Source organism: Neobacillus canaveralius, assembly GCF_047237705.1.
GTDB classification, from domain to species: domain Bacteria; phylum Bacillota; class Bacilli; order Bacillales; family Cytobacillaceae; genus Neobacillus; species Neobacillus niacini_K.
Map to the genome: position 1 here is coordinate 1,700,783 of NZ_JBDFLL010000001.1, position 24,531 is coordinate 1,725,313.

At 37.7% G+C, this 24,531-nt stretch carries 32 protein-coding genes; 30 read left to right on the plus strand and 2 right to left on the minus strand.

Annotated elements, in window-relative coordinates:
* Positions 1–7: 7 nt before the first annotated feature.
* Positions 8–397 (minus strand): SA1362 family protein, encoded by a 390-nt coding sequence (locus tag ABC255_RS08400; protein ID WP_412992709.1) that lies wholly within the window; start codon positions 395–397, stop codon positions 8–10.
* A gap of 339 nt (positions 398–736) precedes the next feature.
* Between ABC255_RS08400 and ABC255_RS08405 the strand changes: the two genes are divergently transcribed.
* The 16 genes from ABC255_RS08405 to ABC255_RS08480 all read left to right on the plus strand — a co-directional run bounded on the left by ABC255_RS08405 (position 737) and on the right by ABC255_RS08480 (position 13,177).
* Positions 737–1,234, plus strand: a complete 498-nt coding sequence (locus tag ABC255_RS08405; protein ID WP_412992711.1) for a YqhR family membrane protein — start codon at positions 737–739, stop codon at positions 1,232–1,234.
* A gap of 103 nt (positions 1,235–1,337) precedes the next feature.
* Complete coding sequence (locus ABC255_RS08410) at positions 1,338–2,399, plus strand: M24 family metallopeptidase (RefSeq protein ID WP_412992713.1); 1,062 nt, start codon at positions 1,338–1,340, stop codon at positions 2,397–2,399.
* A 20-nt stretch (positions 2,400–2,419) separates the two neighbouring features.
* The gene (efp, locus tag ABC255_RS08415; protein ID WP_335536339.1) at positions 2,420–2,980 is read left to right on the plus strand and encodes an elongation factor P; all 561 of its coding nucleotides are present in this window, start codon (positions 2,420–2,422) and stop codon (positions 2,978–2,980) included.
* Between the two features lie 186 nt (positions 2,981–3,166).
* Complete coding sequence (locus ABC255_RS08420) at positions 3,167–3,616, plus strand: PCYCGC motif-containing (lipo)protein (RefSeq protein ID WP_412992715.1); 450 nt, start codon at positions 3,167–3,169, stop codon at positions 3,614–3,616.
* Positions 3,617–3,626: 10 nt separating this feature from the next.
* Positions 3,627–4,310, plus strand: a complete 684-nt coding sequence (locus tag ABC255_RS08425) for a cytochrome c (RefSeq protein ID WP_412992717.1) — start codon at positions 3,627–3,629, stop codon at positions 4,308–4,310.
* 559 nt (positions 4,311–4,869) lie between these two features.
* A complete protein-coding gene (locus ABC255_RS08430) occupies positions 4,870–5,925 on the plus strand; it encodes a hypothetical protein (protein WP_412992719.1) in 1,056 nt (351 codons plus the stop codon).
* Between the two features lie 13 nt (positions 5,926–5,938).
* A complete protein-coding gene (locus tag ABC255_RS08435; RefSeq protein WP_412992721.1) occupies positions 5,939–6,403 on the plus strand; it encodes a cytochrome c maturation protein CcmE in 465 nt (154 codons plus the stop codon).
* A 15-nt stretch (positions 6,404–6,418) separates the two neighbouring features.
* On the plus strand, positions 6,419–8,401 hold the full coding sequence (locus ABC255_RS08440; protein WP_412992723.1) for a heme lyase CcmF/NrfE family subunit: 1,983 nt from the start codon (positions 6,419–6,421) through the stop codon (positions 8,399–8,401).
* A gap of 1 nt (position 8,402) precedes the next feature.
* On the plus strand, positions 8,403–8,906 hold the full coding sequence (locus tag ABC255_RS08445; RefSeq protein ID WP_412992725.1) for a cytochrome c-type biogenesis protein: 504 nt from the start codon (positions 8,403–8,405) through the stop codon (positions 8,904–8,906).
* A 9-nt stretch (positions 8,907–8,915) separates the two neighbouring features.
* The gene (locus ABC255_RS08450) at positions 8,916–9,296 is read left to right on the plus strand and encodes a hypothetical protein (protein WP_412992727.1); all 381 of its coding nucleotides are present in this window, start codon (positions 8,916–8,918) and stop codon (positions 9,294–9,296) included.
* A complete protein-coding gene (locus ABC255_RS08455; protein WP_412992729.1) occupies positions 9,293–10,288 on the plus strand; it encodes a hypothetical protein in 996 nt (331 codons plus the stop codon). The genes ABC255_RS08450 and ABC255_RS08455 overlap by 4 nt, the downstream gene beginning before the upstream one ends.
* A gap of 24 nt (positions 10,289–10,312) precedes the next feature.
* The gene (locus tag ABC255_RS08460; protein WP_412992731.1) at positions 10,313–11,017 is read left to right on the plus strand and encodes an ABC transporter ATP-binding protein; all 705 of its coding nucleotides are present in this window, start codon (positions 10,313–10,315) and stop codon (positions 11,015–11,017) included.
* Positions 11,017–11,691: a heme exporter protein CcmB gene (locus ABC255_RS08465; RefSeq protein WP_412992733.1), complete on the plus strand. Its 675-nt coding sequence runs from the start codon at positions 11,017–11,019 to the stop codon at positions 11,689–11,691. Before ABC255_RS08460 ends, ABC255_RS08465 begins: the two co-directional genes overlap by 1 nt.
* Positions 11,692–11,694: 3 nt before the next feature.
* Positions 11,695–12,456 carry a cytochrome c biogenesis protein gene (locus ABC255_RS08470; protein WP_412992735.1) on the plus strand — a complete coding sequence of 254 codons (762 nt, stop codon included), beginning with the start codon at positions 11,695–11,697 and terminating at the stop codon, positions 12,454–12,456.
* Positions 12,457–12,468: 12 nt separating this feature from the next.
* The gene (locus tag ABC255_RS08475) at positions 12,469–12,594 is read left to right on the plus strand and encodes a CcmD family protein (protein WP_082799345.1); all 126 of its coding nucleotides are present in this window, start codon (positions 12,469–12,471) and stop codon (positions 12,592–12,594) included.
* 76 nt (positions 12,595–12,670) lie between these two features.
* Entirely contained in the window at positions 12,671–13,177 is a 507-nt protein-coding gene (locus ABC255_RS08480; RefSeq protein WP_412992737.1) for a TlpA family protein disulfide reductase, read from the plus strand.
* Positions 13,178–13,220: 43 nt separating this feature from the next.
* On the opposite strand, the gene ABC255_RS08485 is transcribed toward ABC255_RS08480, so the two are convergent.
* Positions 13,221–13,895 (minus strand): SIMPL domain-containing protein, encoded by a 675-nt coding sequence (locus ABC255_RS08485; RefSeq protein ID WP_412992739.1) that lies wholly within the window; start codon positions 13,893–13,895, stop codon positions 13,221–13,223.
* A 195-nt stretch (positions 13,896–14,090) separates the two neighbouring features.
* On the opposite strand from ABC255_RS08485, the gene spoIIIAA reads away from it, so the two are divergent.
* The 14 genes from spoIIIAA (at position 14,091) to xseA (ending at position 24,531) form a co-directional block, all read left to right on the plus strand.
* Positions 14,091–15,014, plus strand: coding sequence for a stage III sporulation protein AA (gene spoIIIAA / locus ABC255_RS08490; protein ID WP_412992741.1), 924 nt, complete (start codon positions 14,091–14,093; stop codon positions 15,012–15,014).
* Entirely contained in the window at positions 15,015–15,530 is a 516-nt protein-coding gene (gene spoIIIAB, locus ABC255_RS08495) for a stage III sporulation protein SpoIIIAB (protein ID WP_335530334.1), read from the plus strand.
* A gap of 11 nt (positions 15,531–15,541) precedes the next feature.
* Positions 15,542–15,745 (plus strand): stage III sporulation protein AC, encoded by a 204-nt coding sequence (spoIIIAC, locus tag ABC255_RS08500; RefSeq protein ID WP_007084610.1) that lies wholly within the window; start codon positions 15,542–15,544, stop codon positions 15,743–15,745.
* A gap of 16 nt (positions 15,746–15,761) precedes the next feature.
* Positions 15,762–16,151: a stage III sporulation protein AD gene (gene spoIIIAD, locus ABC255_RS08505; RefSeq protein WP_412998512.1), complete on the plus strand. Its 390-nt coding sequence runs from the start codon at positions 15,762–15,764 to the stop codon at positions 16,149–16,151.
* 27 nt (positions 16,152–16,178) lie between these two features.
* Positions 16,179–17,378, plus strand: a complete 1,200-nt coding sequence (gene spoIIIAE / locus ABC255_RS08510; protein ID WP_412998513.1) for a stage III sporulation protein AE — start codon at positions 16,179–16,181, stop codon at positions 17,376–17,378.
* Between the two features lie 11 nt (positions 17,379–17,389).
* Positions 17,390–18,010 carry a stage III sporulation protein AF gene (gene spoIIIAF / locus ABC255_RS08515; protein ID WP_335530332.1) on the plus strand — a complete coding sequence of 207 codons (621 nt, stop codon included), beginning with the start codon at positions 17,390–17,392 and terminating at the stop codon, positions 18,008–18,010.
* Between the two features lies 1 nt (position 18,011).
* Positions 18,012–18,662: a stage III sporulation protein AG gene (spoIIIAG, locus tag ABC255_RS08520; RefSeq protein WP_412992743.1), complete on the plus strand. Its 651-nt coding sequence runs from the start codon at positions 18,012–18,014 to the stop codon at positions 18,660–18,662.
* Between the two features lie 16 nt (positions 18,663–18,678).
* The gene (locus ABC255_RS08525) at positions 18,679–19,239 is read left to right on the plus strand and encodes a SpoIIIAH-like family protein (protein WP_412992745.1); all 561 of its coding nucleotides are present in this window, start codon (positions 18,679–18,681) and stop codon (positions 19,237–19,239) included.
* Between the two features lie 133 nt (positions 19,240–19,372).
* Entirely contained in the window at positions 19,373–19,882 is a 510-nt protein-coding gene (accB, locus tag ABC255_RS08530; RefSeq protein ID WP_335530327.1) for an acetyl-CoA carboxylase biotin carboxyl carrier protein, read from the plus strand.
* 14 nt (positions 19,883–19,896) lie between these two features.
* On the plus strand, positions 19,897–21,252 hold the full coding sequence (gene accC, locus ABC255_RS08535; protein WP_335530325.1) for an acetyl-CoA carboxylase biotin carboxylase subunit: 1,356 nt from the start codon (positions 19,897–19,899) through the stop codon (positions 21,250–21,252).
* A gap of 17 nt (positions 21,253–21,269) precedes the next feature.
* Positions 21,270–21,677: an Asp23/Gls24 family envelope stress response protein gene (locus tag ABC255_RS08540; RefSeq protein WP_335530323.1), complete on the plus strand. Its 408-nt coding sequence runs from the start codon at positions 21,270–21,272 to the stop codon at positions 21,675–21,677.
* A gap of 202 nt (positions 21,678–21,879) precedes the next feature.
* Positions 21,880–22,269 carry a transcription antitermination factor NusB gene (nusB, locus tag ABC255_RS08545; RefSeq protein ID WP_335530321.1) on the plus strand — a complete coding sequence of 130 codons (390 nt, stop codon included), beginning with the start codon at positions 21,880–21,882 and terminating at the stop codon, positions 22,267–22,269.
* A gap of 35 nt (positions 22,270–22,304) precedes the next feature.
* Positions 22,305–23,159, plus strand: coding sequence for a bifunctional methylenetetrahydrofolate dehydrogenase/methenyltetrahydrofolate cyclohydrolase FolD (gene folD / locus ABC255_RS08550; RefSeq protein ID WP_412992748.1), 855 nt, complete (start codon positions 22,305–22,307; stop codon positions 23,157–23,159).
* 13 nt (positions 23,160–23,172) lie between these two features.
* Positions 23,173–24,531 (plus strand): exodeoxyribonuclease VII large subunit, encoded by a 1,359-nt coding sequence (xseA, locus tag ABC255_RS08555; protein ID WP_412992750.1) that lies wholly within the window; start codon positions 23,173–23,175, stop codon positions 24,529–24,531.

Genomic DNA, 24,531 nt, shown 5'->3' on the forward strand with positions numbered 1-24,531 from the left:
CGAGCGTTTATAATGACGCTCGATTTTTCTTTTTGCCCTTTTTGCCATCGATTACTGTTAAGTGAACAGGGGACTTCTTTTTTGACCTGCTTTTCTTTAAAGAAGTAAGTGGACCAAAGGATGTACTTTTTGTAGACTGTTCTCCACCTTTAGTATGCAATCGTTTTTTGGACTTCTTAGCTGCCTTGATAAAGGCCTGCTGCTCTTTATTCCTAGGATTTGATCTACGAATTAGTCTAAAAACAAAATAAATGGCTAAACCGACCAATGCGAATACTACGATATTCTTAAGAAAACCGATAGGATCACCTGCAAAAGCTCCAATTATGCCAATTATCCCTAAAACAATAACACTACCAACCAAAGGAACGGAAATCCGATTTTTCAAGAAAGCCACCTCCCTAAGAGCATCATAAGCATTTTCTTAATTTTTTAAACACATAAATAATAATGTTTTAGACATTTGTTCCATTTTTAGAAAGTATTTAATCACTCTCCGTTAGTTCTTTAGGATTAAGACCGGAGATATATAGAATTCTAATCTTACTTAGAAAAATTAATATGTACTTAATTTTATTCTACTTCAATCATGAAAAAACCTCTAGGAAGACATAATATTTCCAATTAAAAAGTTTTTCTATGCAAGTGGTTGGCAATTAAAGGGCATAATATGGTGGAATTCTGCTTGATTAAGATTTATTAAGTAAAAAACAGATTTTTGAGGGGGTAGATTATTATGGCTAATAGGTCGAAAAAATCAAATTATCCAAAACCAATGTCTTTTACTGCCGTAGTTTTCTGGACGGGATTATTTGGGGGTCTATTTTGGGGGACAATCGGTTTTTTAGCATACTATTTTAATTTCACTGAAATCCGTCCAAATGTAATATTAGGTCCTTGGGCATTGGGAAACTGGAAAAATGAATGGCTTGGGACGGTTATTTCAATCATTTTACTCGGGATCCTTTCTGTTGGTGCAGCTTTTGTTTATTCCTTGGCATTAAAAAGATTTAATGGAATTTGGTTAGGCTTAGGATATGGGATTATACTCTTTTTGCTGGTGTACTTGGTATTAAATCCAATCTTTCCAGGAATAAAGCCATTTTTAGATTTAAGCCGTAATACAGTTATTACCACTATTTGCTTATATCTGGTATATGGATTGTTTATTGGCTATTCGATTAACTATGAGTATGAAATCAATCATATGGAAGAAAATGAGACTGCCTCTTAACGCTTTATTAGTCTTTATAGACTGAGATGTGATAAAATAATTTTTGATATTATTTCGATAGGGATTTAATGTATAACTGGATTACATACGGGAGAGTGGGACGATGGAAAAGATAGAGAAATTAAGATCGAGTTTTTCTTCACATGGAATTGATGGTTTTTTAATTACAAGTCAATTTAACCGTCGATATATGACAAACTTTACTGGTTCGGCTGGGGTAGTTCTCATTAGTGCTTCTAAGGCGCAATTTATTACCGATTTCCGTTATGTGGAACAAGCTTCAAACCAATGTGTTGGGTATGAAGTTGTCAAAATGACAGGAAGTTTTGTGGAAGAAGTAGCGAAGCAGGCAAAAAACCTTGGTATTAAAAAGCTTGGTTTTGAAGAAGATCATTTAACATTTTCCACTTATAAAGCTTATGAAAAAGAACTCGAATCAGAACTTGTTCCTATTTCAGGTGTTATAGAAAAATTACGCTTGATTAAGACAGAAGCAGAGATTAAGATATTAAAGGTAGCTGCAGATATTGCCGATGCTGCGTTTAAGCATATATTGGATTTTATTCAACCAGGAAAAACGGAGCTTGAAGTATCCAATGAATTAGAGTTCTTTATGAGAAAGGCAGGCGCAACATCGTCTTCCTTTGATATCATTGTTGCCTCTGGGCATCGCTCTGCTCTCCCACATGGAGTTGCAAGCGATAAGGTGATTGAAAAAGGAGATTTTGTAACCTTGGACTTCGGTGCTTATTATGATGGCTATGTTTCCGATATTACTAGGACAGTGGCAGTAGGTGAACCCGAAGCAAAACTGAAGGAAATATATGACATCGTTCTAGAAGCACAATTGAAGGGAATGGCTGGTATAAAGCCTGGAATGACAGGAAAAGAGGCAGATGCACTAACCAGAGATTACATAACAGAAAAAGGTTATGGAGATTATTTTGGGCATTCTACGGGTCACGGTATTGGACTTGAGGTCCATGAAGGTCCGACTCTTTCTTTCCGATCCGATCTTGTTCTGGAACCAGGCATGATTGTAACGGTTGAACCAGGTATCTATATACCGGGACTTGGCGGAGTTCGGATTGAAGATGATACTCTCATTACTAAGGACAATAATGAAGCTTTTACTCATTCTACAAAAGAACTTATTATTTTGTAATAGACATAGGAGGATAAAACATGAGTATTTCTGTTAATGATTTTAAAACCGGGCTAACCATTGAAGTGGATGGCGGCCTGTGGCGCGTTCTTGATTTCCAACATGTAAAACCAGGTAAAGGCGCAGCGTTTGTTCGTTCTAAGCTTCGTAACCTTCGTAATGGTGCAATCCAAGAAAAAACATTCCGTGCTGGTGAGAAAGTTGAAAAAGCGCAAATTGATAATCGTAAAATGCAGTATCTATATGCGAGTGGCGATCAGCATATTTTTATGGATATGGAATCATACGAGCAAGTTGAGCTTCCAGCAAACAATATCGAATACGAATTAAAGTTTTTAAAAGAGAACATGGAAGTCCACATCATGATGTTCAATTATGAAACGCTTGGTGTAGAACTGCCAAACACAGTTGTACTAGAAGTTGCTGAAACGGAGCCAGGAATTAAAGGAGATACCTCTTCAGGTGGAACCAAGTCTGCTACTCTTGAAACAGGACTTACTGTTCAAGTTCCTTTCTTCATCAATCAAGGTGATAAATTAATCATTAACACTACAGAAGCATCCTATGTTTCTCGTGCATAATTAGCTAGCCCAAGTAACTAAGGCCGATATATTCTGGTCTTAGTTTTTTTTTTACTGAAAAAGTTTATTACTTTCTCTATTGTGAAAACTTCACTAAATAGTAATATTTACTTTCAATTCAAGTGATTAGTTTTTGCTAAAATAATAATAGAATTACATCATATAAACAAAGGGGTGACACAGAAAATGAAAAAAGTTCTATCTCTATTGTTTCTTATTGCTGCGATAGCCCTATTTTTGGCAGCTTGCGGCAGTTCTAAAGATATAAATGTGAATCTAGATAAGAAGCATGAGCCATTTCCAGATTATGTTTTGAACTCTTCAGAATTAGTTCAGGAAACTTATGCTATGGTATCAAACTATCCAGAGGTTGTAGCAGGTGTTCCATGCTATTGCGGATGTTTTGCTTCAGATGGACACAAGAGCAATCTGGATTGTTTTATTGATCAGTTTGGAGAAGATAATGCAGTGACCGGTTGGGATTCAATGGGCATAGCCTGAGACGTTTGTATCGATATCGCCCGGGAGGCGGTAGAAATGAATTTAGACGGTAAAAGCCCTAGTAAAATTTATGACTTAATCACTAAAAAATATCAAGATTTTGGAGAACCAACTCCAACGCCGGAACCAAAGTAAGGGATAACCAATGAAAAAAATATTATATAGCCTTTACGGTGTCATTATAATTGGGATAATTATCTGTATCATAAACAGTGGTATTTTCAACAGTGAAAAATCCGGTGCAATTGCTTCAGGTGAAAAAGTTTATCAAAAGCAATGTCTGATTTGTCATGGAGAGAATGGCAAAGGTGAAGGTAAAAATGCTGGCACAGCTATCAATAATCAACGGTATTTAAATGCTGTGAGTAACAAAGACATTTATAATAGTGTTAAATTTGGCAGAGAAGGTACAGCTATGCCGAGTTATGGTCCAAGACTGTCAGAGGATGAAGTAAACAATGTTGTTGCTTTTATAAGGAATTGGCAAACGGAAGAAATAGAGTTTGATGTACCTAAATCAATTGCTGGAGATCCTTTGAACGGTGAGAAACTTTATAATATATCTTGCATTAACTGCCATGGAGATGCGGGTAGCGGTAAACTAAAAATGGGGACAGCTCTTTCTAATCCTCAATACCTGAAATACACCACTGACAAGCAAATTTGGATTGGCGCTGCCTATGGGCGTGAGGATACCCGAATGGGACCATCTTTAAAGGGACTCGATGGGGTTCGTCAATTAAAAAAACAGGAAATCTCAGATATTGTTAGTTACATTCGGTCGATAAAAGTAAAACAAAAACCACAAAATGATTACCTTGAACCTTGATTCCAATTATTAGGAATCAAGGTTTTTTTTATATAAGGCTGTGTTAATGAAAACTGTTGATTTTAGGAACCTGTTGATTGGAGCGGAAGGCGCTCGACTCCTGCGGGATGAACGAGCTGAGTGAGACCCCGCAGATCGGAACGATCGAGGAGGCTCACGGGCGAGCCCGCGGAAAGCGTAGCGCCTCGTGACAGGCAAAGAGCGCCTGTCCCTGCGAAGATTATTCAAAGCAGCTTTTCTAAGTGGAGTGCAAATCAACAGCCAAGTTTTACACAGCCCTACATAAAAATAATTAACAAAACGTTCATTTTCAAACGAACTAGGTATATAGGATAAGGTTTATAGTACTAGTTAGGAAATGAAAAATAGGTCGCTAATTATCAGAGATAGGTAAATGTGAACATTCTGTGGGTAATTATTGACAAAAACTTAACGTTTTTTCTCCTTTTACAAAATGTTCAAATGTGAATCAACTATACATAGATGATTAATATTATATTTATTTCAAAGAGGGCTATAGTGAAAAATAGCTTTGTATAGGAGCTCAAGGAGGATTAACATGCTTAAAAAAAAGTTGTTGGCTTTATTTGTAATTACGTCATTTTTCTCTAGTTTTATTATTCCGAACGCATATGCGGAAAACACCTTTCAGCCAGAAAAGTTTCCTTATACTGAAATGCAAATTCAAGTTATGCCAGAGTTCGATTACCCTGAAGGCTGGGAAAAGGATACTCCGTCTTTACTAGTTGGGCAGTATGGAACTTTTACAAACAAGAGTGGACAGGATTTTGATGGTAAGGTGGAATTAGCCGTTCCCGCTAGTGAAAAAGGCTTCCAAGCATATCTAGTTGCAGAGTTTCCTGAAGACGATCAGCCAGAAGTGCAACGGCCATTTGATATTGATACGGAAAAGGGAATTATTTCATGGAAGCCTTCAAAAGCAATTAAGAATAATGAGACGTATAGATTTGTAGTGGAGTACTATACCAGCGCAGTAGAAGTAAAGGACAAAAGAAGCTTTACATATGAATATAGCAACTCCACAGAGATTGGAACACTGGACGTAATCTTTTATGCCCCGATGGAGGCTAGTGAGATCACACTAGAGCCAAAGGCGCCCAATAATACACAAAGTGAATATGGTGAAGAGCTATTTTACTATCAATACAAAGATGTAAAAGCTGGTGAAAGCTATAAATATACTTTCTCCTATAAAAAAGATGATTTTAAATCAACTCTAGACGCTATCAATGAGAAACAACCGCCTAATGATGAAAACCACTCTAGTGTTAATGGTACTGCAACAGATCAAATTTCCGGTGGGTCCAGTGGATCCGGTAGTGACCGTCCTCTAATTGGAATGGGTGGTGCTATTGTAATAGGAATCGCTATTATCATTGCTGGTGTGTTTGTTTACTTGGGATTAAAAGGAAAATCACAGTCAACACCTAAGGCTTCAAGTTCTAAAGCAACAAACCATCACCCAAAAAAGCAACCAGTAAAAAAAGAGATTAAATCGATAAGTGATGACGATAAAAAGGAATTACGGAAGAAACTTCTAAATGGAAAAATTGATCAAGAAACTTATGATGAAGAAATGAAAAAATTAATTTAATGGGGTGAATGGGATGAAAAAGAACACCATTGTTATGATTGGCGGATTTATTATCGCCGGGGCTATTGTTTTCTTACTTATGGCAGCAACACCAGGATCAAGCGGCATTGAATTAACCATGAAGGAGCTCTTGGCAAACCAGGAAAAGCATAAAGAAGATTTTGTAACGGTTGAAGGTCTATTAATCGAAGAATCTATTAAATGGAACCCAGATAAAATTGAGTTGAAGTTTGATTTGAAAGATAACGACGGTAACTTAATGCATGTTATTCATAATGGAACCAGACCAGATAACTTCTCTGAAGGTGTCATTGTTATCCTCCAAGGCGCACCTACTAAGAAAGATACGTTTGTTGCTGAGACCGTTAAAACAAGATGTCCTTCCAAGTACGAGGGTGAAGACGTTGAAAACTATGATCCAGAAGCACATAAAAAATTATTAGATCAGCCACCAACAGAAACCGAAGAGGCAAAATAATAAGAAGGTGACGATATGTACTTATTTGCTAACACAACAATATACGTAGGTTTAGCGCTTGCTATCTATTCACTCCTCATAATCACATTGGGGATTAGCACGAAGAATCAAAGATTAATTAACAGTGGTAAAGGTGGAGTAATAGCTATTTTAGTTTGTGCATCAATGGCTATGCTTTCTCTATTCTACTTACTAGCAACCTCTCAATTTCAATATGAATATGTTTCAGACTATACGAGCAGTGAGCTGCCGATTATTTACAAACTTACAGCACTTTGGGCTGGGAATTCGGGATCTTTGCTGTTATGGACTTTCTTCTTAGTTCTTTATACCGTAATGATTGCCTTCTCAAGAAAGATGAAAGGAAATCCAATGGTTCCGTATATTTCCGCCATTCTTTTAGGAAATATCGTTTTCTTCTTTTTAGTTCTTGGTTTTGTTGCAAAACCTTTCGTCCTCTTGGATCAAGTTCCGATTGAAGGTCATGGTTTAAATCCAATGCTGCAAAATCCAGGTATGATTATTCATCCTGTTACACTTTACCTAGGTTACGTAGGACTTGCTATTCCATTTGCGTTTGCAATGGCAGCACTAATCTTGAAAAACGTCGATGATTTTTGGATAAAGATGACTAGACGCTGGACAATAATAGCTTGGTTGTTTTTGAGCCTTGGAAATATATTTGGCGGGCAGTGGGCTTACACTGAACTTGGCTGGGGTGGTTACTGGGCGTGGGATCCAGTCGAGAATGCGTCCTTTATGCCTTGGTTAACTGCAACTGCGTTCTTACATTCAGTCATGATTCAAGAGCGGAAGAACATGTTGAAAATTTGGAACATAGGTTTAATCATCACTTCTTATGCCTTAACATTATTTGGTACTTTTCTTGTCCGAAGTGGTGTTCTAACATCCGTTCACGCATTTGCAAATTCAAATCTAGGATTATACTTTTTAATTTTTATGGGAGTTGCGGTTATAGGTGCACTATATGTGTTAATGAGCCGTTACAATTTGCTCAAACGAAGTGCAGGAGAGTTCAATTCCTATATTTCAAAAGAAAGCAGCTTTTTAATTAATAATCTTTTATTGGTAGGAGCCGCATTTGGTGTTTTCTGGGGAACAGTTTTCCCACTAGTTTCTGAAGCAGTTAGGGGTACGAAAGTTACAGTAGGTATGCCATTCTTTAATACCGTTCAAGCGCCCATTCTACTTTCTATGATGTTTTTAATGGCTGTTTGTCCATTGCTTGCCTGGCAAAGGTCATCATTAAAGAATTTAAAGAAGAACTTTTTAATCCCAGCAATCCTCGCGATTGTGGCAATGGCATTAATGATTGTACTAGGTATTCAAAAGGCATGGGCAGTAATCGGCTTTGGTGTTATTGTTCTATTATTTATCACTCACTTCCTAGAGTTTTACCGTGGTGTCAAAGCACGTAGAAAAATGACAAAAGAAAAAATAAATCTTTCACTTTATCGATTAATGACAAAAAACCGTCGTCGTTATGGCGGTTATATCGTCCATATAGGAATTGCATTTATCGCAATGGGAATTATCGGATCACAAAACTATGATGTTCAAACGATGAAAACTGTCAACTTAGGGGATTCCATTGAAGTGAATGATTATCGTATTAATTACGAACGTTTGGACCAAAAAAGAGAAGGTATTAATGATATCGTTTATGCGGAAATGACCGTTTTTAGAAATGGAAAACGAATCGGAACTATACAGCCTGAGAAAGTATTTTATGGAAACTGGGATCAGCCTTCATCAGAGGTTGGTTTAATCTCTTCATTAAAAGAAGACTTATACGTTGTTTTGAGTGATTGGGAAGATGATGGAAAAGCAACCTTTATTGTAAAGATAAACCCAATGATGACTTGGCTTTGGATTGGTTCATTCATGATTGTTATTGGATCACTGTTTGCAGTTTGGAATGGAAAATATCAAAATATTACTCCGAGGTATACAGGAGTACGCAAAGAGGTGTCTTAATATGAAAAGTAAAATTTATATTGGACTCCTTCTGATAGCTTTTATTTTTCAAGCTTCTGTCTTCCAAGTACAAGCGAAAGAGTTTGACTACAAATCTAAGGAATTTGAAGCAGCAGCATCTCAATTTATGTGTACTTGCGGATGTGGGCAGGACCATTTTGAATGTGACCCTAAAACTTGTAATCTAACAACAGGCTTTAAAGAAGACATCGTTGAGATGATGAACAAGGGCTGGGATAAGGATAAAATTCGTGAATACTACGTCAATATTTACGGTGAAGAAATTTTAACAGCACCGGAAAAAAGCGGGTTTAGTTTAGTTGCATGGGTAACGCCTTTCGCGGTATTAGGAATTGCAGGGGTGGCGATATTCTTCATCATTCGTAAATGGGTGAAGAAAAAAGGAACGGATGAAGTAACCCCAGATAACGAAAATGAAAAAGATGAAGTGGAAGAGGAAATCCTCTCATCTATGATTGAAGAAGAACGCAAAAAGTACCTTTAGGATGTGAACATGATGCAAGAAATCTCGATGGTTTCAATGATATTTACAGCAGCTCTTGTGCTCATTTGTTTATTTCTTGTTCTAGCACCCTTCTTTTCTTTGAATTCATATTTAAGTTTCGCAAACAAAGGTCAAGATTCCGCAACAAATAAAGAAGTACTATTATCCACTCTTAACGAACTAGAGTTTGAATACAAAATGGATAAAATCTCTCACGCGGATTACAAAAATCTAAAGAAACAATATGAAGCACAAGTTGTCAGCATTATGAAGGATGAAGAAGAGCAAATGACATCTCAGTCAGTCGACAAAGATTTAATGGCTGAAATAGAAAGAGAAATTGAGGCTTCAATGAAGAGTTATCAAAATAAAAAGGGGGAAGAAAAGTGATTAAGAAAATCACCGTTTTCCTCCTCGGGCTGCTGCTGCTCATTCCAATCAATAGAGTGGCGGCTGCGGATTCAGCGATATCTGTTGATATGCATTATCTCGTCGTTAGCCCTGCAGAAGATGGTTCAACCAATATGATGAATATGGTGAACTATACAAATACGACAGCAGAGGAATATAAAGGTGACGGCACGAGTGAAGCAGTTCTGAATGTCACTATCCCGACAGGAGCTATAGGATTTACCTTTTTAGATAACAAAATGGCTCAAAAACAGGTTGATACAGGTTTTATTACAACCGATCCTATTCCAGCCAACCAGACAGTAGTTTTGCCATACAGCTACAGAATAGCAAAGGGCGAGGAAATTAGCCTGAGCTTTGATTACCCTGTTCAAATGATGCAAATTCTTGTCCCAGAGGGAATGGGTAGTATTGAGTTTAAGAACATTACCGCCACAAATCAAGGGCTATTTAAGATGGATGATCAAAATTATCAGGGATACAGCGTTGAAGGTATCCAAGCTAAACAGGTCTTTAGTATGATTTATGACAAAGATAAACAGCCATCAGCAAGTGAAGCTCAAGGTTCTACAGAACAAGGTGAAAGTGAATCAAGTGGAAACGTAACAAAAACTGCACCTGCTTTCCATAATCCTGGTCATCTTCGCATGTGGTCACAATCACCATTGCGCAGCTGGGATCCACATGTTTTCTTAATTGTAATGGGCGCGATTATTATCGCTGCAATTTCCTATTTTTCCTATTTTAGAATGAAGGCAAGGGCGGAAGAAAAGAGACTTGGAGCGGATAAGGAAGAATCAGCATTTAAAAACCTAATGGCAAAGCAAAAAGCGATTATGGATAAAATCCTTGAATTAGAAGAAAACTTCGGTGATGGAAATATGTCAGAAGAGGATTATCAAGCTAAACTGGCTGCGTATAAACAGCATTTAGTACAAGTAAAAATGAATTTACGCCAGTTTGTAGAGTAGCAGTCGGAATGCGAGGGATACGTAATGATTGAAATAAAAAAGCTTACAAAGCAAGCCGACAATAAGTTAATACTAAGAGGTATTGACCTATCAATTACTCAAGGTGAAACAGTTGCTATACTTGGCCCAAATGGTGCTGGAAAAAGCACACTGCTTAAAGTTCTTGCTACTTTAATCAAGTCTACATCTGGCTTTGTGAAGATTAACGGATTGGATTTAAAGAAGGATCATATTGAAGTAAAAAAAATGTTCGGTTACTTGCCGCATTCCAGCTTGTTATACGATCATTACACGCCACTAGAAAACTTAGTTTTCTTTGGTAACTTATACGGTGTCAAAGATGTTGAGGATAGAGCAAGAAAACTTGTAAATGAGGTAGGCTTGTCTTTCTTTATCAATGAACCAGTAAAAAATTTTTCACGTGGGATGGTTCAAAGGATTGCGATTGCTAGAGCCATCATTCACGAACCGAAAATCATGCTGCTAGACGAACCACATACTGGTTTAGATCAAGGCGCTATTAGCATTTTAAATAATGTTGTCCTTTCAATGAAACAGAAAGGGTGTACCACCTTAATGGTGACACATGATTTCAAACAAGCTGCTGAAATATGTGACCGGATTATTATTGTAAAAAACGGTAAGATTGCTGATGATTTTAAAATAAATAGTCAATCACTAAGTTTAGTTTCTGAAAAATATCAGGTTTTAGTAGAGGGGGGTTCATGATGTTAAGAGCAGCCCTCACTATAGCAAAAAAAGATATTTATTCAGAATTAAGAACAAAACAAGTTTTGGGGACCATGATCATTTTTGCTGGATTAGTCATCCTCGTACTAAGCTTTGCTTTTGACCCAGCAAACAATACCACAAAAGCTGTTATTCCCGGTGCTGTCTGGATTATCATCGTCTTTTCAGGAATATTAGGACTAAATCGATCGTTGGTATCAGAGCAACGAAATGATACGATGCATGGTTTACTCGTTGCACCTATGGATGCTTCAAGCATTTATTTAGGTAAATTCATGGCAAACTTTTCAATGATATTAATAGTAGAAATTGTATCTATTCCTTTTCTCTTTCTCTTATTTGATTTTAAAATCACCGGCAGCATTCTCTATTTCTTCTTAGTTTTATTTGTCGGTAGTTTTGGATTCATTGCGATTGGGACTTTTTTAGCTGCACTTGCTTCCAATTCAAAGAGTAGTGAAATGTTATTACCGCTTTTGCTTTTCCCAATGACAAGCCCTGTCTTGATTGGTGTTACGCAAGCTACAAAAATTATTCTAACGAATATGGAGAAATTACCGACTGCTCTCTCCTGGATGCAATTGGTCGCAGCCTATGATGTAATTTTTTTCGTTCTTTGTTTTTTACTAATTGAGTATGTTCTGGAGGTTTAAGAGATGAGTATGAATCTTGAAAGAGAAAAGGCACCTCTGCCAATTGTGGATTTGGCCACGGTGAAAAGTTCTATGCTTACCAAAATATTATATGGTGGTATGGTAGTTTCAATGTTAGCGGCATTCTACTTTATATTCATGTATGCTGAGGTTGAAAAGACAATGGGTGTTGTACAAAAGATATTCTATATGCATGTTCCATCAGCATGGGTAGCATTTTTAGCATTCTTCGTGACATTTGTCTTTAGTATTTTATTCTTAATAAAACGTAAAAGAATTTATGACACATATGCCTATGTATCGGCAGAAATAGGGGTAGTATTTACTGCTATCGTACTAACAACAGGTCCGATCTGGGCGAAATCTTCTTGGAATACATGGTGGGCATGGGAACCACGCTTAACTACAACATTAATTCTTTTCTTCCTTTTTATGGCTTATCTTATGGTCCGTCAGATGGATGGAGTTTGGGATAAAAAAGCAAGACTTGCTGCGGTATTTGGAATTATCGGGTTTGCAGATGTTCCAATTGTATTCTTCGCGATTCGTTGGTGGCAATCAAAATTCCATCCAATCGTTTTTGGAGACGGTCCTTCACAAGAAGGCGGAGGAATTTCTCCTAGTATGCTTGTTGCATTGTTGGTAACGATTGCCGCATTTACTTTCCTATATGCATACACCCTTCATAAGGGAGTATCATTCGAAAATATGAAAATTAAAGTAGGTCACTACAAAGAAAAATTACGTGAAAAATTGGAAAACTAGGAGGAAATAGTCATGGGATTCATGTATGCAGCTTATTCAGTCGTTTGGGTAATTATTTTTGGCTATATGCTTTTAATCGGAAAACGTCATAACAGTCTTAAAAAAGATATCGAGTTTTTAAAACAATTAGATAGATAGCAAAAATGAAAAGGCCTGTTTACACACCAACAGGCCTTTTCTATAAAACTACTTATTGCTGTTAGGAGGTAGTAGAATGAGCAGACGAGTCATTAACTTACTCGTGTTGTTTCTGTTAATTGGAATGTTTGGCTTTTTTGGCTATAGTTTAGCTAGCAAAGGTGACAATACAGATGTTGGGGATCAAGCCTATAATTTTGAACTGCCAAATTTAGATGGGACAAATACGAAGCTTTCTGATTACAAAGGTGAAGTCATCATCCTGAATTATTTTGCTTCATGGTGTAAACCATGTGTAGATGAAGCTCCAGAACTTGAGGCATTTGCAAATGATTACGGTGATCAATACAGATTAATCATGATTAACAAGGGTGAAACAAAGGAACGAGTTAAAAAGTTTCTAAAAAAATATAACACACCTGCTGTTTACGTATTTGACTACAATTCTAAAATTGCAAAAAAATATAATGTGACGGGACAGCCGGAAACTTTTGTCATTGATAGAAAAGGAGTCATAAGGGAGCATTACAATGGTCCAGTTACTTCTGCACAGTTATACTCAATGGTTAAAAAATACGAATAATTAAAAGGGATTGAATCACTATTCGGTGATTCAATCCCTTTTTTTATCCACCAATTGGATGATATTTATATTCTGCTGCAACACTTGCTTGGATAATGAGCTGACCAGGTTGGATTTGTGTTGTGCTGGCTACTTTAGCCAATGCAAATTGCTGGCTTTCATAGGGCTGAATCGTGTTGCTCCCTTCTATCACAAGTATAGGAGTGGGGTTTAGTGTCACTCTTAAGGTATTGGCGATGGTTTTCGCTTTGTTGCTGGCATTGTTTAAAGCCATGGTGAGTGCTTGTTGGTAATAGGATTCTTTGTATCTCGTTGTGAATTGAACATTAGCCACATAGTTGGCGCCATTTTCAACAGCAGTATCGACTACTTTACCAATAATGTTTAAATCTTCTATTTTCACCTGCAAAATATGTGTGATTTTATATCCTCGAAAAATTTGTTTCCCTTGATCATAGTCATAGTCCGATTCTATTCGATAATCAAAGGTTTGTATTTGATTCCTATCAATCCCTAACCTGATGAGAGAATCAATTACCTTGTTCGCAGCCATTGAGTTCTGCTTCTGTCCCTCAATTAATTCCTTACTTTCAGTAACTACACCCAGATTAACAGAAGCTGTGTCTGGCTGAACCGCAATTTCTCCTTCTCCCCTTACTTTTATCAAGTAGCTCCTTTGTTTTAGGATATTACTCTGTCCGTGGCTCTGAATATACATCGTCTTTCCTCCTTATTAATTTTTCTTATTAAATAAAATACGTTCATCTAAATGGAGTATTCCTAGTTCTAGTAACTCTCTCAGAAAAATAGAATATAAGTGTATTTTAAAAGAATTGAAATTTTCAAAGTCATAATGCTTATCGAAGGGCATACATTTTAAATAATGAGACAAGCAATACAAGGAGGAAGAAATGTGGAAACGATCCTAAAATTCTTGCCAAAAAACATTGCCGATCTAATCAGTAAAATCCCTCCTAATCAGAAAGAAGAATTGGAAGAAATCAGAATTCGCATCGGACGCCCTATAGAAATTACGATGAAAGGGGCTCCAAGGTTTCTCTCGTACATCATTCAGCAAGAAGATGCTTTCCATTTAATGAATAAAATCAGCCAATTCTCCATCTATACGCTTGAGGAAGAGCTAAAGCGAGGGTATATAACAGTTTCAGGAGGTCATCGAATTGGACTTGCAGGAAAAGTGATCCTTGAAGAAGGACAGGTAAAAGCGATAAGGGATATTGCTTCTTTTAACATCCGGATTGCCAAGGAGAAGTTAGGGATAGCAGAGAAGATTATGCCCTTTATATTTAAAGATTCCTGGATGCATACAATGATTGTTGGTCCTCCTCAAACAGGAAAAACAACGCTTTTACGGGATATTGCCAGAATTATCTCAACCGGAAACCATGAAAAAGGTATGCACGCATATAAGGTAGGGATTGTGGATGAACGTTCCGAAATTGCTGGATGTGTAAATGGAATTCCTCAAATGTCATTTGGTCATCGTCTAGATGTGTTAGATGCCTGCCCGAAAGCAGAGGGGATGATGATGATGATTCGTTCCATGAGTCCAGAGGTATTAGTGGTGGATGAAATTGGTCGTAAAGAGGATGCAGAGGCTATACAAGAAGCTGTCCACGCAGGAATAAAACTAATTATGACCACACATGGGTCCAGCTTGGAGGAAGTAAAAAACAGGCCGTCATTAAGATCCATTCTCGATCAAAACATTTTTCAACGATTTATTGTCCTAAGCAGGTCTCAAGGTCCTGGAACTGTTACACATATTTTGGATGGAGCTGGAAAAAACTTGAGCCAAAAAGTGAGAGTGATGTAAATGGTCAAATTAATTGGCGCCATTTTTATTATACTTGCTACCACATGGACAGGGTTTGAAGCTGCCAAACATTTAAGCGAGCGACCGAGACAGCTCAGGCAGTTAAAATCTGCACTACAATCACTAGAAGCAGAAATTATGTATGGTCATACACCCTTGCATGAAGCTGCAAGGAGATTGGCTGCACAACTATCTAAGCCATTGTCTTCCTTCTTTGAAAGCTTTGCAAAGAAATTGACTGATACTGAAACAACGGTAAAAGAAGCCTGGGAAGACAGCTTGAAGGAGGTTTGGAAGCAAACAGCTTTTAAACAAGGTGAATTTGAAATCATGAAACAATTCGGGGAAACCCTCGGTAGGCATGATCGCTTTTCCCAGCAAAAACATATTATGCTAACTCTTTCCCATCTTGAAAGAGAAGAAGCGGACGCCATTCAAAGCCAAGCAAAGTACGAAAAAATGGTTAAGAGTTTAGGGTTCTTTTCAGGATTATTATTGATTATTTTATTAATTTAGGGGGAAAAGCAATGGGCTTAGAAGTGGATATTATTTTTAAAATAGCAGGAGTGGGCATAGTGGTTGCGTTTTTGCATACCGTTCTTGATCAGGTTGGGAAAAAGGAATATGCCCAGTGGGTAACACTATTTGGCTTTATTTACATTTTGTTTCAAGTCGCTTCAATTGTTGATGATCTCTTCCAGAAAATAAAATCTGTCTTTTTGTTTCAATAGAAAGGAGGGCTTTGCCATTGAAATTATTAAAATAGTTGGCGTAGCTCTTGTCGCAACCTTCCTGGCATTAATATTAAAAGAGCAAAAACCTAATTTCGCCTTCCTCTTAATTGTATTTGTTGGCTGCAGCATATTCCTGTTTCTAGTCGATAAAATCTATGAAATTATTCATATGCTCGAAAAGCTTGCTGTGAATGCAAATGTAAATCTGATTTACGTTGAGACCATCCTAAAAATCATTGGAATCGCTTATATTGCTGAGTTTGCATCTCAAATTACCAAGGACGCTGGCCAGGGGGCAGTGGCTTCGAAAATAGAACTCGCTGGAAAGGTGTTAATTCTTGCCATGGCAATACCAATATTAACTGTCATGATTGAAACAATAATCAAGCTGATTCCAAGCTAGTCTTTTGAAAACATGAGGTGAAAAATGATGAAGCAAAGGCTGCAGATTATTCCCATTATTATTCTATTATTTTTATTTTTTACTTCAACAAGTGTACAAGCTAACGAAGAAGCAAATGTTGAGAGCACACCTCTATCGCCACAGCAATTAGTGGATGCACAGCTTGAAACAATGGATTTAACAGAACTTAAACAATATTGGGAGGATATACAAAATAAATATGGAGGTTTCCTCCCTGAGAGCCAAAAAGGGAGTCTGTACGATTTTGTAAAGGGGGACAAGCAATTCTCCTTCAAGGAATGGACAAATGGAATCATTAAATTTTTGTTTCACGAATTCATCGTAAATGGAAAACTGCTTGGTTCATTAATCCTTCTTACGATATTCAGTATGTTTCTACAGTCGATGCAAAATGCATTTGAGAGCAGTACGATCAGTAAAGTGGCATATTCCATAATCTATATGGTCTTAGTCATTATTGCCCTTAATAGCTTTCATATCGTCATAGAATATACCAATGAGGCAATAGGCAGCATGATTTCATTCGTGCTGGCACTGATTCCGCTTTTGTTAGCCTTAATAGCTTCTTCTGGAGGAATAATTTCAGCTGCTTTCTTTCATCCGGTTATCTTGTTTTTAATGAATATCAGCGGAATGTTCATGCAATTTGTGATACTCCCGCTTCTTTTTCTGGCCACTCTTTTAAGTATTGTCAGTACAATGTCAGATCAGTATAAGGTGACTCAACTGGCACAGCTTTTAAGAAACTGGAGCATTGGCTTAATGGGACTTTTCTTAACGGTTTTTCTGGGAGTTATTTCAGTTCAGGGTGCTTCTACCGCCATAACGGATGGTGTGGCAATTCGTACGGCGAAATTTGTTACAGGTAACTTTATCCCTGTCATTGGCAGAATCTTCACTGACGCAGCTGATACAGTAGTAAGTGCTTCTGGATTATTGAAAAATTCAGTTGGTATTGCGGGAGTAGCTATTCTCCTCATTATCGTTGCTTTCCCTGCTTTTAAAATCTTGATGATCGCGTTTATCTATAAATTTGCAGCTGCGATATTACAGCCCCTTGGCGGCGGTCCGGTTATTAAATGCTTAGATATAATCAGTAAAAGTGTTATATATGTTTTTGCTGCACTGGGTATTGTCTCTCTCATGTTCTTTTTAAGTATTACAGTAATTGTCGCAGCCGGGAATTTAACAATGATGATGAGATAGGGGAGAACGTTATGGAGTTTTTAATAGAATGGGTTACGAATATCATCCTATTTATTCTTTTAGCAACCGTTATTGACATGCTGCTGCCTAATACGAGTTTACAAAAATATACAAAAATGGTTACAGGGCTCCTGCTTATTGCGATCATCCTTACACCGATTTTTAAGTTAATCTCCAAGGACTTTGAAACAGTGATGGCTCAGATCCCAACTTTTCAGGATTCTGGAGAAAAAAATATGGAAAATTTAATAGAATTGCAGAAAAAAGAAATACAAGCCTCCAATCATGCATATATTTTAGAAACAATGGCTGTCCAGCTTGAAAAGGGAGTAGAGGAGGAGTTGATGGAACAGTTTGGATTGGAAATTGCAAAAATAGAACTAACAACCAAGAATGATAGTCAAGAATCATTCCCTGAAAACCTAGAAATGGTTACCGTACTATTAAAGCAGCCAGAAACATCCGTTACGACAGTCGAAGCTATACAACCAGTGAGTATTACTACCGAAACACCTCTTCCATCTAAGGATCCAACAGAAGAATCCGAAAAAATCGCCGCATTTCTTTCGCAGCAATGGAATGTAACCGAAAAAGCAATTGAAGTCTCGGTTGAAGGGGGGATGAATAAGTAAAATGGAAAATAATAAAGGACCATTTTCATGGTTGAAGAACATATTGGCTAAGGGTGAGACTTCCGATAAAAAGTCCGGGAAATATCAATATATGATACTAGTGCTATGCATTGGTGCTGCTTTCATGATTGTCGGAAATGTACTATTTTCCGATAAATCAGCACCAACTGATAGTAAGGCGGTAACCAGTACTCAAGCAGGGGCCACAGATGTTGAGGCATTTAGCCTTAAGAAGGACTCAAATAATAAAAGCATTGCTGGATACGAGGAAGAGTATGAGAAACAGCTTAAGAAGGCACTAGAAGAAATGCTGGGTGTCGACGATGTAACGGTGGTAGTGAACATTGATTCAACTGACAAGAAGGTGCTTGAGAAAAATACGGTGACAAAATCTCAAACAACGGAAGAAAAAGACAACGAGGGTGGGGAACGAAAGGTACAAGATACCTCCACAGACGAGCAATTAGTCATCATCCGTGAAGGAGAGAAAGAGGTACCAATTGTGGTTGAATATCAAAAACCAGCCATTCGTGGAGTGTTAGTGGTCGCGAAAGGTGCAGAAAATATTCAAGTTAAAAAGTGGATTATCGAGGCAGTAACAAGATCACTTGACGTACCAAGTCATCGCGTTGCAGTTATGCCTAAAAAATAAAAGGGGGATTATGAAAATGTTATTGAAAAAACAAACAGTTTGGTTATTAACAATGTTAAGCTTGGTGGTTGTATTATCTGTTTATTACATCACTTCTCCTGAACAAAAAGGTAATGAACTTGCTGCAGTGAAGCAAGAAGAGAAAGCGGATCAAAAGGAAAAAGAAACAAAAACCGATACTGAAGCCAAGGAAGGCGATACTGTTATTTCACAAGTTGCTGGTGATGAAGAATTTGAAGCACTTCGATTAAAGCTTCAAGATGATCGCAGCGAATTAAAGGAACAATTAAACGCTGTAGTTGCCACGACTGATCTTCCTGCGGCTGAAAGAAGCGAAGCAGTGGACCAAATGAAAAAATTAAATGAAATTGCCCAAAAGGAAGAAATGCTTGAAACGTTAATTAAAGCAATGGATTATGAAGACGCTCTTGTAAGAGCAGATGGTGCCACGGTAAAAATTATCGTAAAGTCTAAGAAAGAGTCTTCTAAATCAGAAGCAAATGCGATTATTCAAATGGTTAAGAAAGAAATTGGCGAAACTAACTTTGTTGCTGTTGAATTCCAGCCAACTAAATAAATTATCCTAAAGGAAGGAGAGCGCAGGCTTTCCTTTTTTTATTGTTCGTTAACAAGATTATTGAACTTTAATAAGGTATTAGCGTATAGTATTAGTAGTTAGTCTTAATTTTGCAGGACAAGGAGTGTTCAGTTTGTTAAAAGTACAAGAAATTCGGGAATTAATTAAATTAGTTGACCAATCTAGTATTGATGAATTTGTATATGAGAACGAAGGTTCAAAAATTAAAATGAAAAAGCATACTGGTACATCAACTGTGACAACGGTACAGGTACCACAAGCAGCTGCACAGGCAGTTCCTGTCGTACAGCCAGCAGCACCAGCAGCAGTTTCAAGTACAACACCAGTACAAGAATTAAAGCAGGAAGAAGCAGTAACTGCAAATCAGGCTGATAAATCGAATTTACACAAAATTACTTCGCCAATGGTTGGAACTTTTTATGCCTCACCAACACCAGAGGCAGACGTTTATGTTAAAGCTGGTTCTGTTGTTTCGAAGGATTCAATCGTGTGTATTGTAGAAGCAATGAAATTATTTAATGAAATTGAAGCAGAAGTTAATGGTGAAATCGTAGAAGTTCTTGTGAAGAATGGTCAATTAGTAGAATACGGACAGCCATTATTTTTAGTTAAGCCAGAATAAGGAGCGATAACAGGATGATAAAGAAACTGTTAATTGCAAACAGAGGAGAAATTGCGGTCAGAATTATTCGTGCTTGTAGAGAAATGGGAATTGAATCAGTTGCTGTTTTCTCAGAAGCTGACCGTGAAGCGCTGCACGTACAACTTGCAGACGAAGCCTATTGCATTGGACCGAAATTATCAAAAGAGAGTTACCTAAATGTAACCAATATAATTAGTGTAGCAAAACTAACAGGCTGTGATGCCGTGCACCCTGGGTATGGCTTTCTAGCCGAAAATGCAGATTTCGCTGAGCTTTGCCGTGAATGTAATATCACCTTCGTAGGACCAAGTCCTGAAGCGATTACTAAAATGGGCACAAAGGATATTGCAAGAGAAACGATGAAAGAAGCTGGGGTACCCATTGTACCTGGATCCACTGGAATCATTAATGATATTGATGAGGCGCTTGAGCTTGTTGCAAGGATACAATATCCTGTAATTATTAAAGCAACTGCAGGCGGTGGCGGTAAAGGAATCCGTGTAGCAAAAAATGAGCAGGAACTAGTTAAGGGAATTAATATTACCCAGCAGGAGGCACTAACTGCTTTTGGTAATCCAGGAGTATACATAGAAAAGTATATTGAGGATTTCCGTCATGTTGAAATACAAGTACTTGCAGATTCCTATGGAAACACCATCCACCTAGGAGAAAGAGACTGTTCTATTCAACGTAGACTTCAAAAGCTCTTAGAAGAAACACCTTCACCAGCCTTAGATGGAGAAATTCGTGCTGAAATGGGAAATGCAGCAGTAAAAGCCGCAAAAGCAGTTGATTATTCAGGTGCAGGAACGGTAGAATTTATATATGACTACCGCAATCGTAAATTTTATTTTATGGAAATGAACACAAGAATACAGGTGGAGCACCCGGTTACCGAAATGGTCACAGGTATTGATCTAATTAAGGAGCAAATCCGAGTGGCTTCTGGAGAAAGATTAACAATAACTCAAAAGGATGTTACGTTCACGGGCTGGGCGATTGAGTGCCGAATCAATGCAGAAAACCCGGAAAAGAACTTCATGCCTTCAGCGGGGAAAATTAATATGTATTTGCCTCCTGGCGGCTTTGGCGTTCGAATTGATTCAGCGGCATACCCAGGGTATACAATTCCACCTTATTATGATTCCATGATTGCGAAAGTCATCACATATGGTAATAGCAGGGAAGAAGCAATCTCACGTATGAAACGTGCATTAAGCGAATTTGTGATTGAGGGTATTCATACCACCATTCCATTCCACTTAAAATTGCTTGAGCATGAAAGTTTCGTAGAGGGACAATTCAATACGAAGTTTCTTGAGTTACATGATGTGATGAAGTCTAGCTAAAATCTGGAGGTGTACTTATGAGCGAGTATAATGTACTGGAAATGAGTCAAGGAAACAACGGGCATGGAAAAGTAGAAATTGCACCTGAAGTCATTGAAGTCATTGCGGGTATTGCCGCGTCCGAGGTCGAAGGAGTAGCACAAATGCGTGGGAATTTTGCTACTGGTGTAGTAGAACGGCTAGGAAAGAAAAACCACGGTAAAGGTGTAAAAGTGGAACTATCGGAAGAAGGCATTACGGTAGATGTATACTGCTTAATGAAATTTGGTGTATCCATTCCTACAGTAGCAGGAAAAATACAAGATAACATTCGTCAAGCATTGCTTAACATGACTGCATTAGAAGCAGAGGCAGTAAACATACACGTAGTCGGCATCTCATTCGAAACCCAAAAACCAGAACCAGAAGTTGAAGAAGAAATTTAAATCATTGACCAAAGGAGGATATCCTTTGGTTTTTTTTCTTTATTAGGTTATTAGTATACTGGTTCTAGGTAAAAATAAGTTCTTACAGTGCGAATCAGTTTTAGTTATGCTATTATCTTTTTATGTACAAAACAACATCATGCAATGGTTGTATCAAATTTGACAAAAATTAATTACTATCTCTAAAGGAGTTAAATGTATAATGAAGAGAAGAACAGCAAGGGAAAAGGCATTACAAGCTCTTTTTCAAATCGATGTAAGTAACACAGATCCATCTTCTGCAATTGAACATGTTTTGGAAGGTGAAGCTGGAGATGACTACTTAACAAAGCTAGTGCTAGGAGTAGTTGAACAAAAAAATGAAATTGATCCTTTCATTAAGGAAAATCTTGAAAAATGGACGATGGATCGTTTAGCAACTGTTGATAGAAATTTATTAAGGATTGCGATATACGAGTTGTTATATTTCCGCAATGAAGTTCCTGAAAATGTTATTTTAGATGAAGCGATAGAAATAGCAAAGATTTACGGGGATGAACAATCAAGCCGTTTTATTAATGGAGTCCTATCGAAAGTAAAAGAAAAACTATAATTAAGACGACTTAATTTGAATAGGGAGAGATACTCATGGCAGCAATTATTATTGATGGAAAAGAAATAGCAGCAAAGAAAAAAGTAGAAATTGCATCTGAGGTCCAAAAGCTAAAGGAATCAGGGGTTACACCTGGACTTGCAGTTATCCTTGTTGGCAATAATCATGCATCGAGAACATATGTTACGAATAAAGAAAAAACTTGTCGAGAGCTAGGTATGCACTCAGTGTTGATTGAATTACCAGAAAATGCTACCCAGGAAGAATTACTGACAAAAATAGAGGAACTAAATGGAGATCCCGCTATCCATGGCATTTTGGTACAACTTCCGCTTCCAAAGCATATCGATGAAACAAGAGTCATTGAATCCATATCTCCTTTAAAGGATGTTGACGGATTTCATCCGATAAATATTGGAAGAATGATGACGGGGCAAGATGCATTCTTACCGTGTACCCCTTATGGAATCATGGTCCTTTTAGAAGAAATGGGTATATCTGTAGCAGGTAAACATGTAGTGGTAGTAGGCAGAAGTAATATTGTTGGAAAGCCAGTAGGGCAGTTATTCCTGAATCAGCATGCAACCGTCACTTATTGTCATTCACGAACAAAGGATTTGCAATATCATACTTCCCAGGCTGATATTATTGTTGCCGCTGTTGGTATAGCCAACTTTATCAAAGCTGAGCATGTAAAAGAAGGTGCTGTCGTTATTGATGTTGGGATCAACCGGAATGAAGCTGGTAAGCTTTGCGGAGACGTTGCTTTTGATGAAGTGAGTGAGAAAGCTGGTTATATTACCCCTGTACCAAAAGGAGTAGGTCCCATGACCATTACTATGCTCATGTATAATACTCTAAAATCAGCTAAAAATACGCTGCGGTTCTAAAAAGGAGTTCCTTATGCAGGAAAAAAAGTATTTATCTGTCCTCGCATTAACAAAATACATAAAAAGAAAATTTGATGCTGACCCTCACTTGCAGGATGTACAGGTACGAGGTGAAATCTCAAACTTCAAACAGCATTCAAGCGGACATATGTATTTTACCTTAAAGGATGAAAAAGCACGTATTCTTGCAGTGATGTTCTCAAGCCAATCACGTACGATGAAGTTTTTACCTGAAAACGGAATGAAGGTGGTTGTAAAAGGGGATGTCTCTGTCTATGAACCAAGTGGTCAATACCAAATCTATATTAAAGAAATGCAGCCAGATGGAATTGGGGAATTATTTTTAGCGTACGAGCAGTTAAGAAAAAGACTTGAGGCAGAAGGTCTATTTTCTTTAGAACAAAAAAAGCCCATTCCGAGTTATCCAAAAACGGTAGGGGTCATAACATCACCAACAGGAGCGGCAATAAGGGATATTATCACCACTATTAAAAGGCGTTATCCAATTGCGAATATCCTTGTTTTACCAGCACTTGTACAAGGTGAGAATGCAGCAGCTTCGATAACACGGGCTATTGATAAAGCAAACAAGATGAGTGAGATAGATGTACTTATTATTGGACGCGGAGGCGGCTCGATCGAAGAGTTATGGGCATTTAATGAGGAAATAGTCGCTAGAGCCATTAATAAATCAGCTATCCCTATTATTTCTGCGGTCGGACATGAAACAGATTTTACGATTGCTGATTTTGTTGCGGACATGCGTGCTCCTACCCCAACTGCTGCAGCCGAACTGGCTGTTCCTCATATTGATGAATTGATGGAAAGACTGCTTCAACGGAAAACCAGGATGCTTCAATCCATGAACGGCAGATATCGATATGAAAAACAACGGTTAGAGCGTGCACAAAAGTCCTATGCATTTCGTTACCCACAGCGCCTTTATGAACAAAAGCTTGAACAGGTAGATAAATTAACAGAATCTCTTGTACGTGGTGCAGCTAGATTGACTGATTTAAAAAAGTCTAAGCACGAAACAATACATAACCGACTCATTCGTAACCATCCCAAAGTAGCATTACGAGATGCAGAGGTTAGATTTGAGCGTTCAAAAAAAGACATTCAACGTGCAATGGGACAAATCTTTTTGAAGAAACAAACAGAATTCGAAAGAATCCTCGCAACACTTCAAGCCTTAAGCCCGTTAAAAATAATGGAGCGAGGATTCAGTCTCGTCTATTCTGAAGACAATGTATTAATAAAGAGTGTTAAACAAGTAAAAGAGAACGAACCACTTCAAATTCAATTAACAGATGGCAGCCTTCTCTGTAATGTACAGAACATAAAGGAGAGCGAAAACCGTGACGAATGA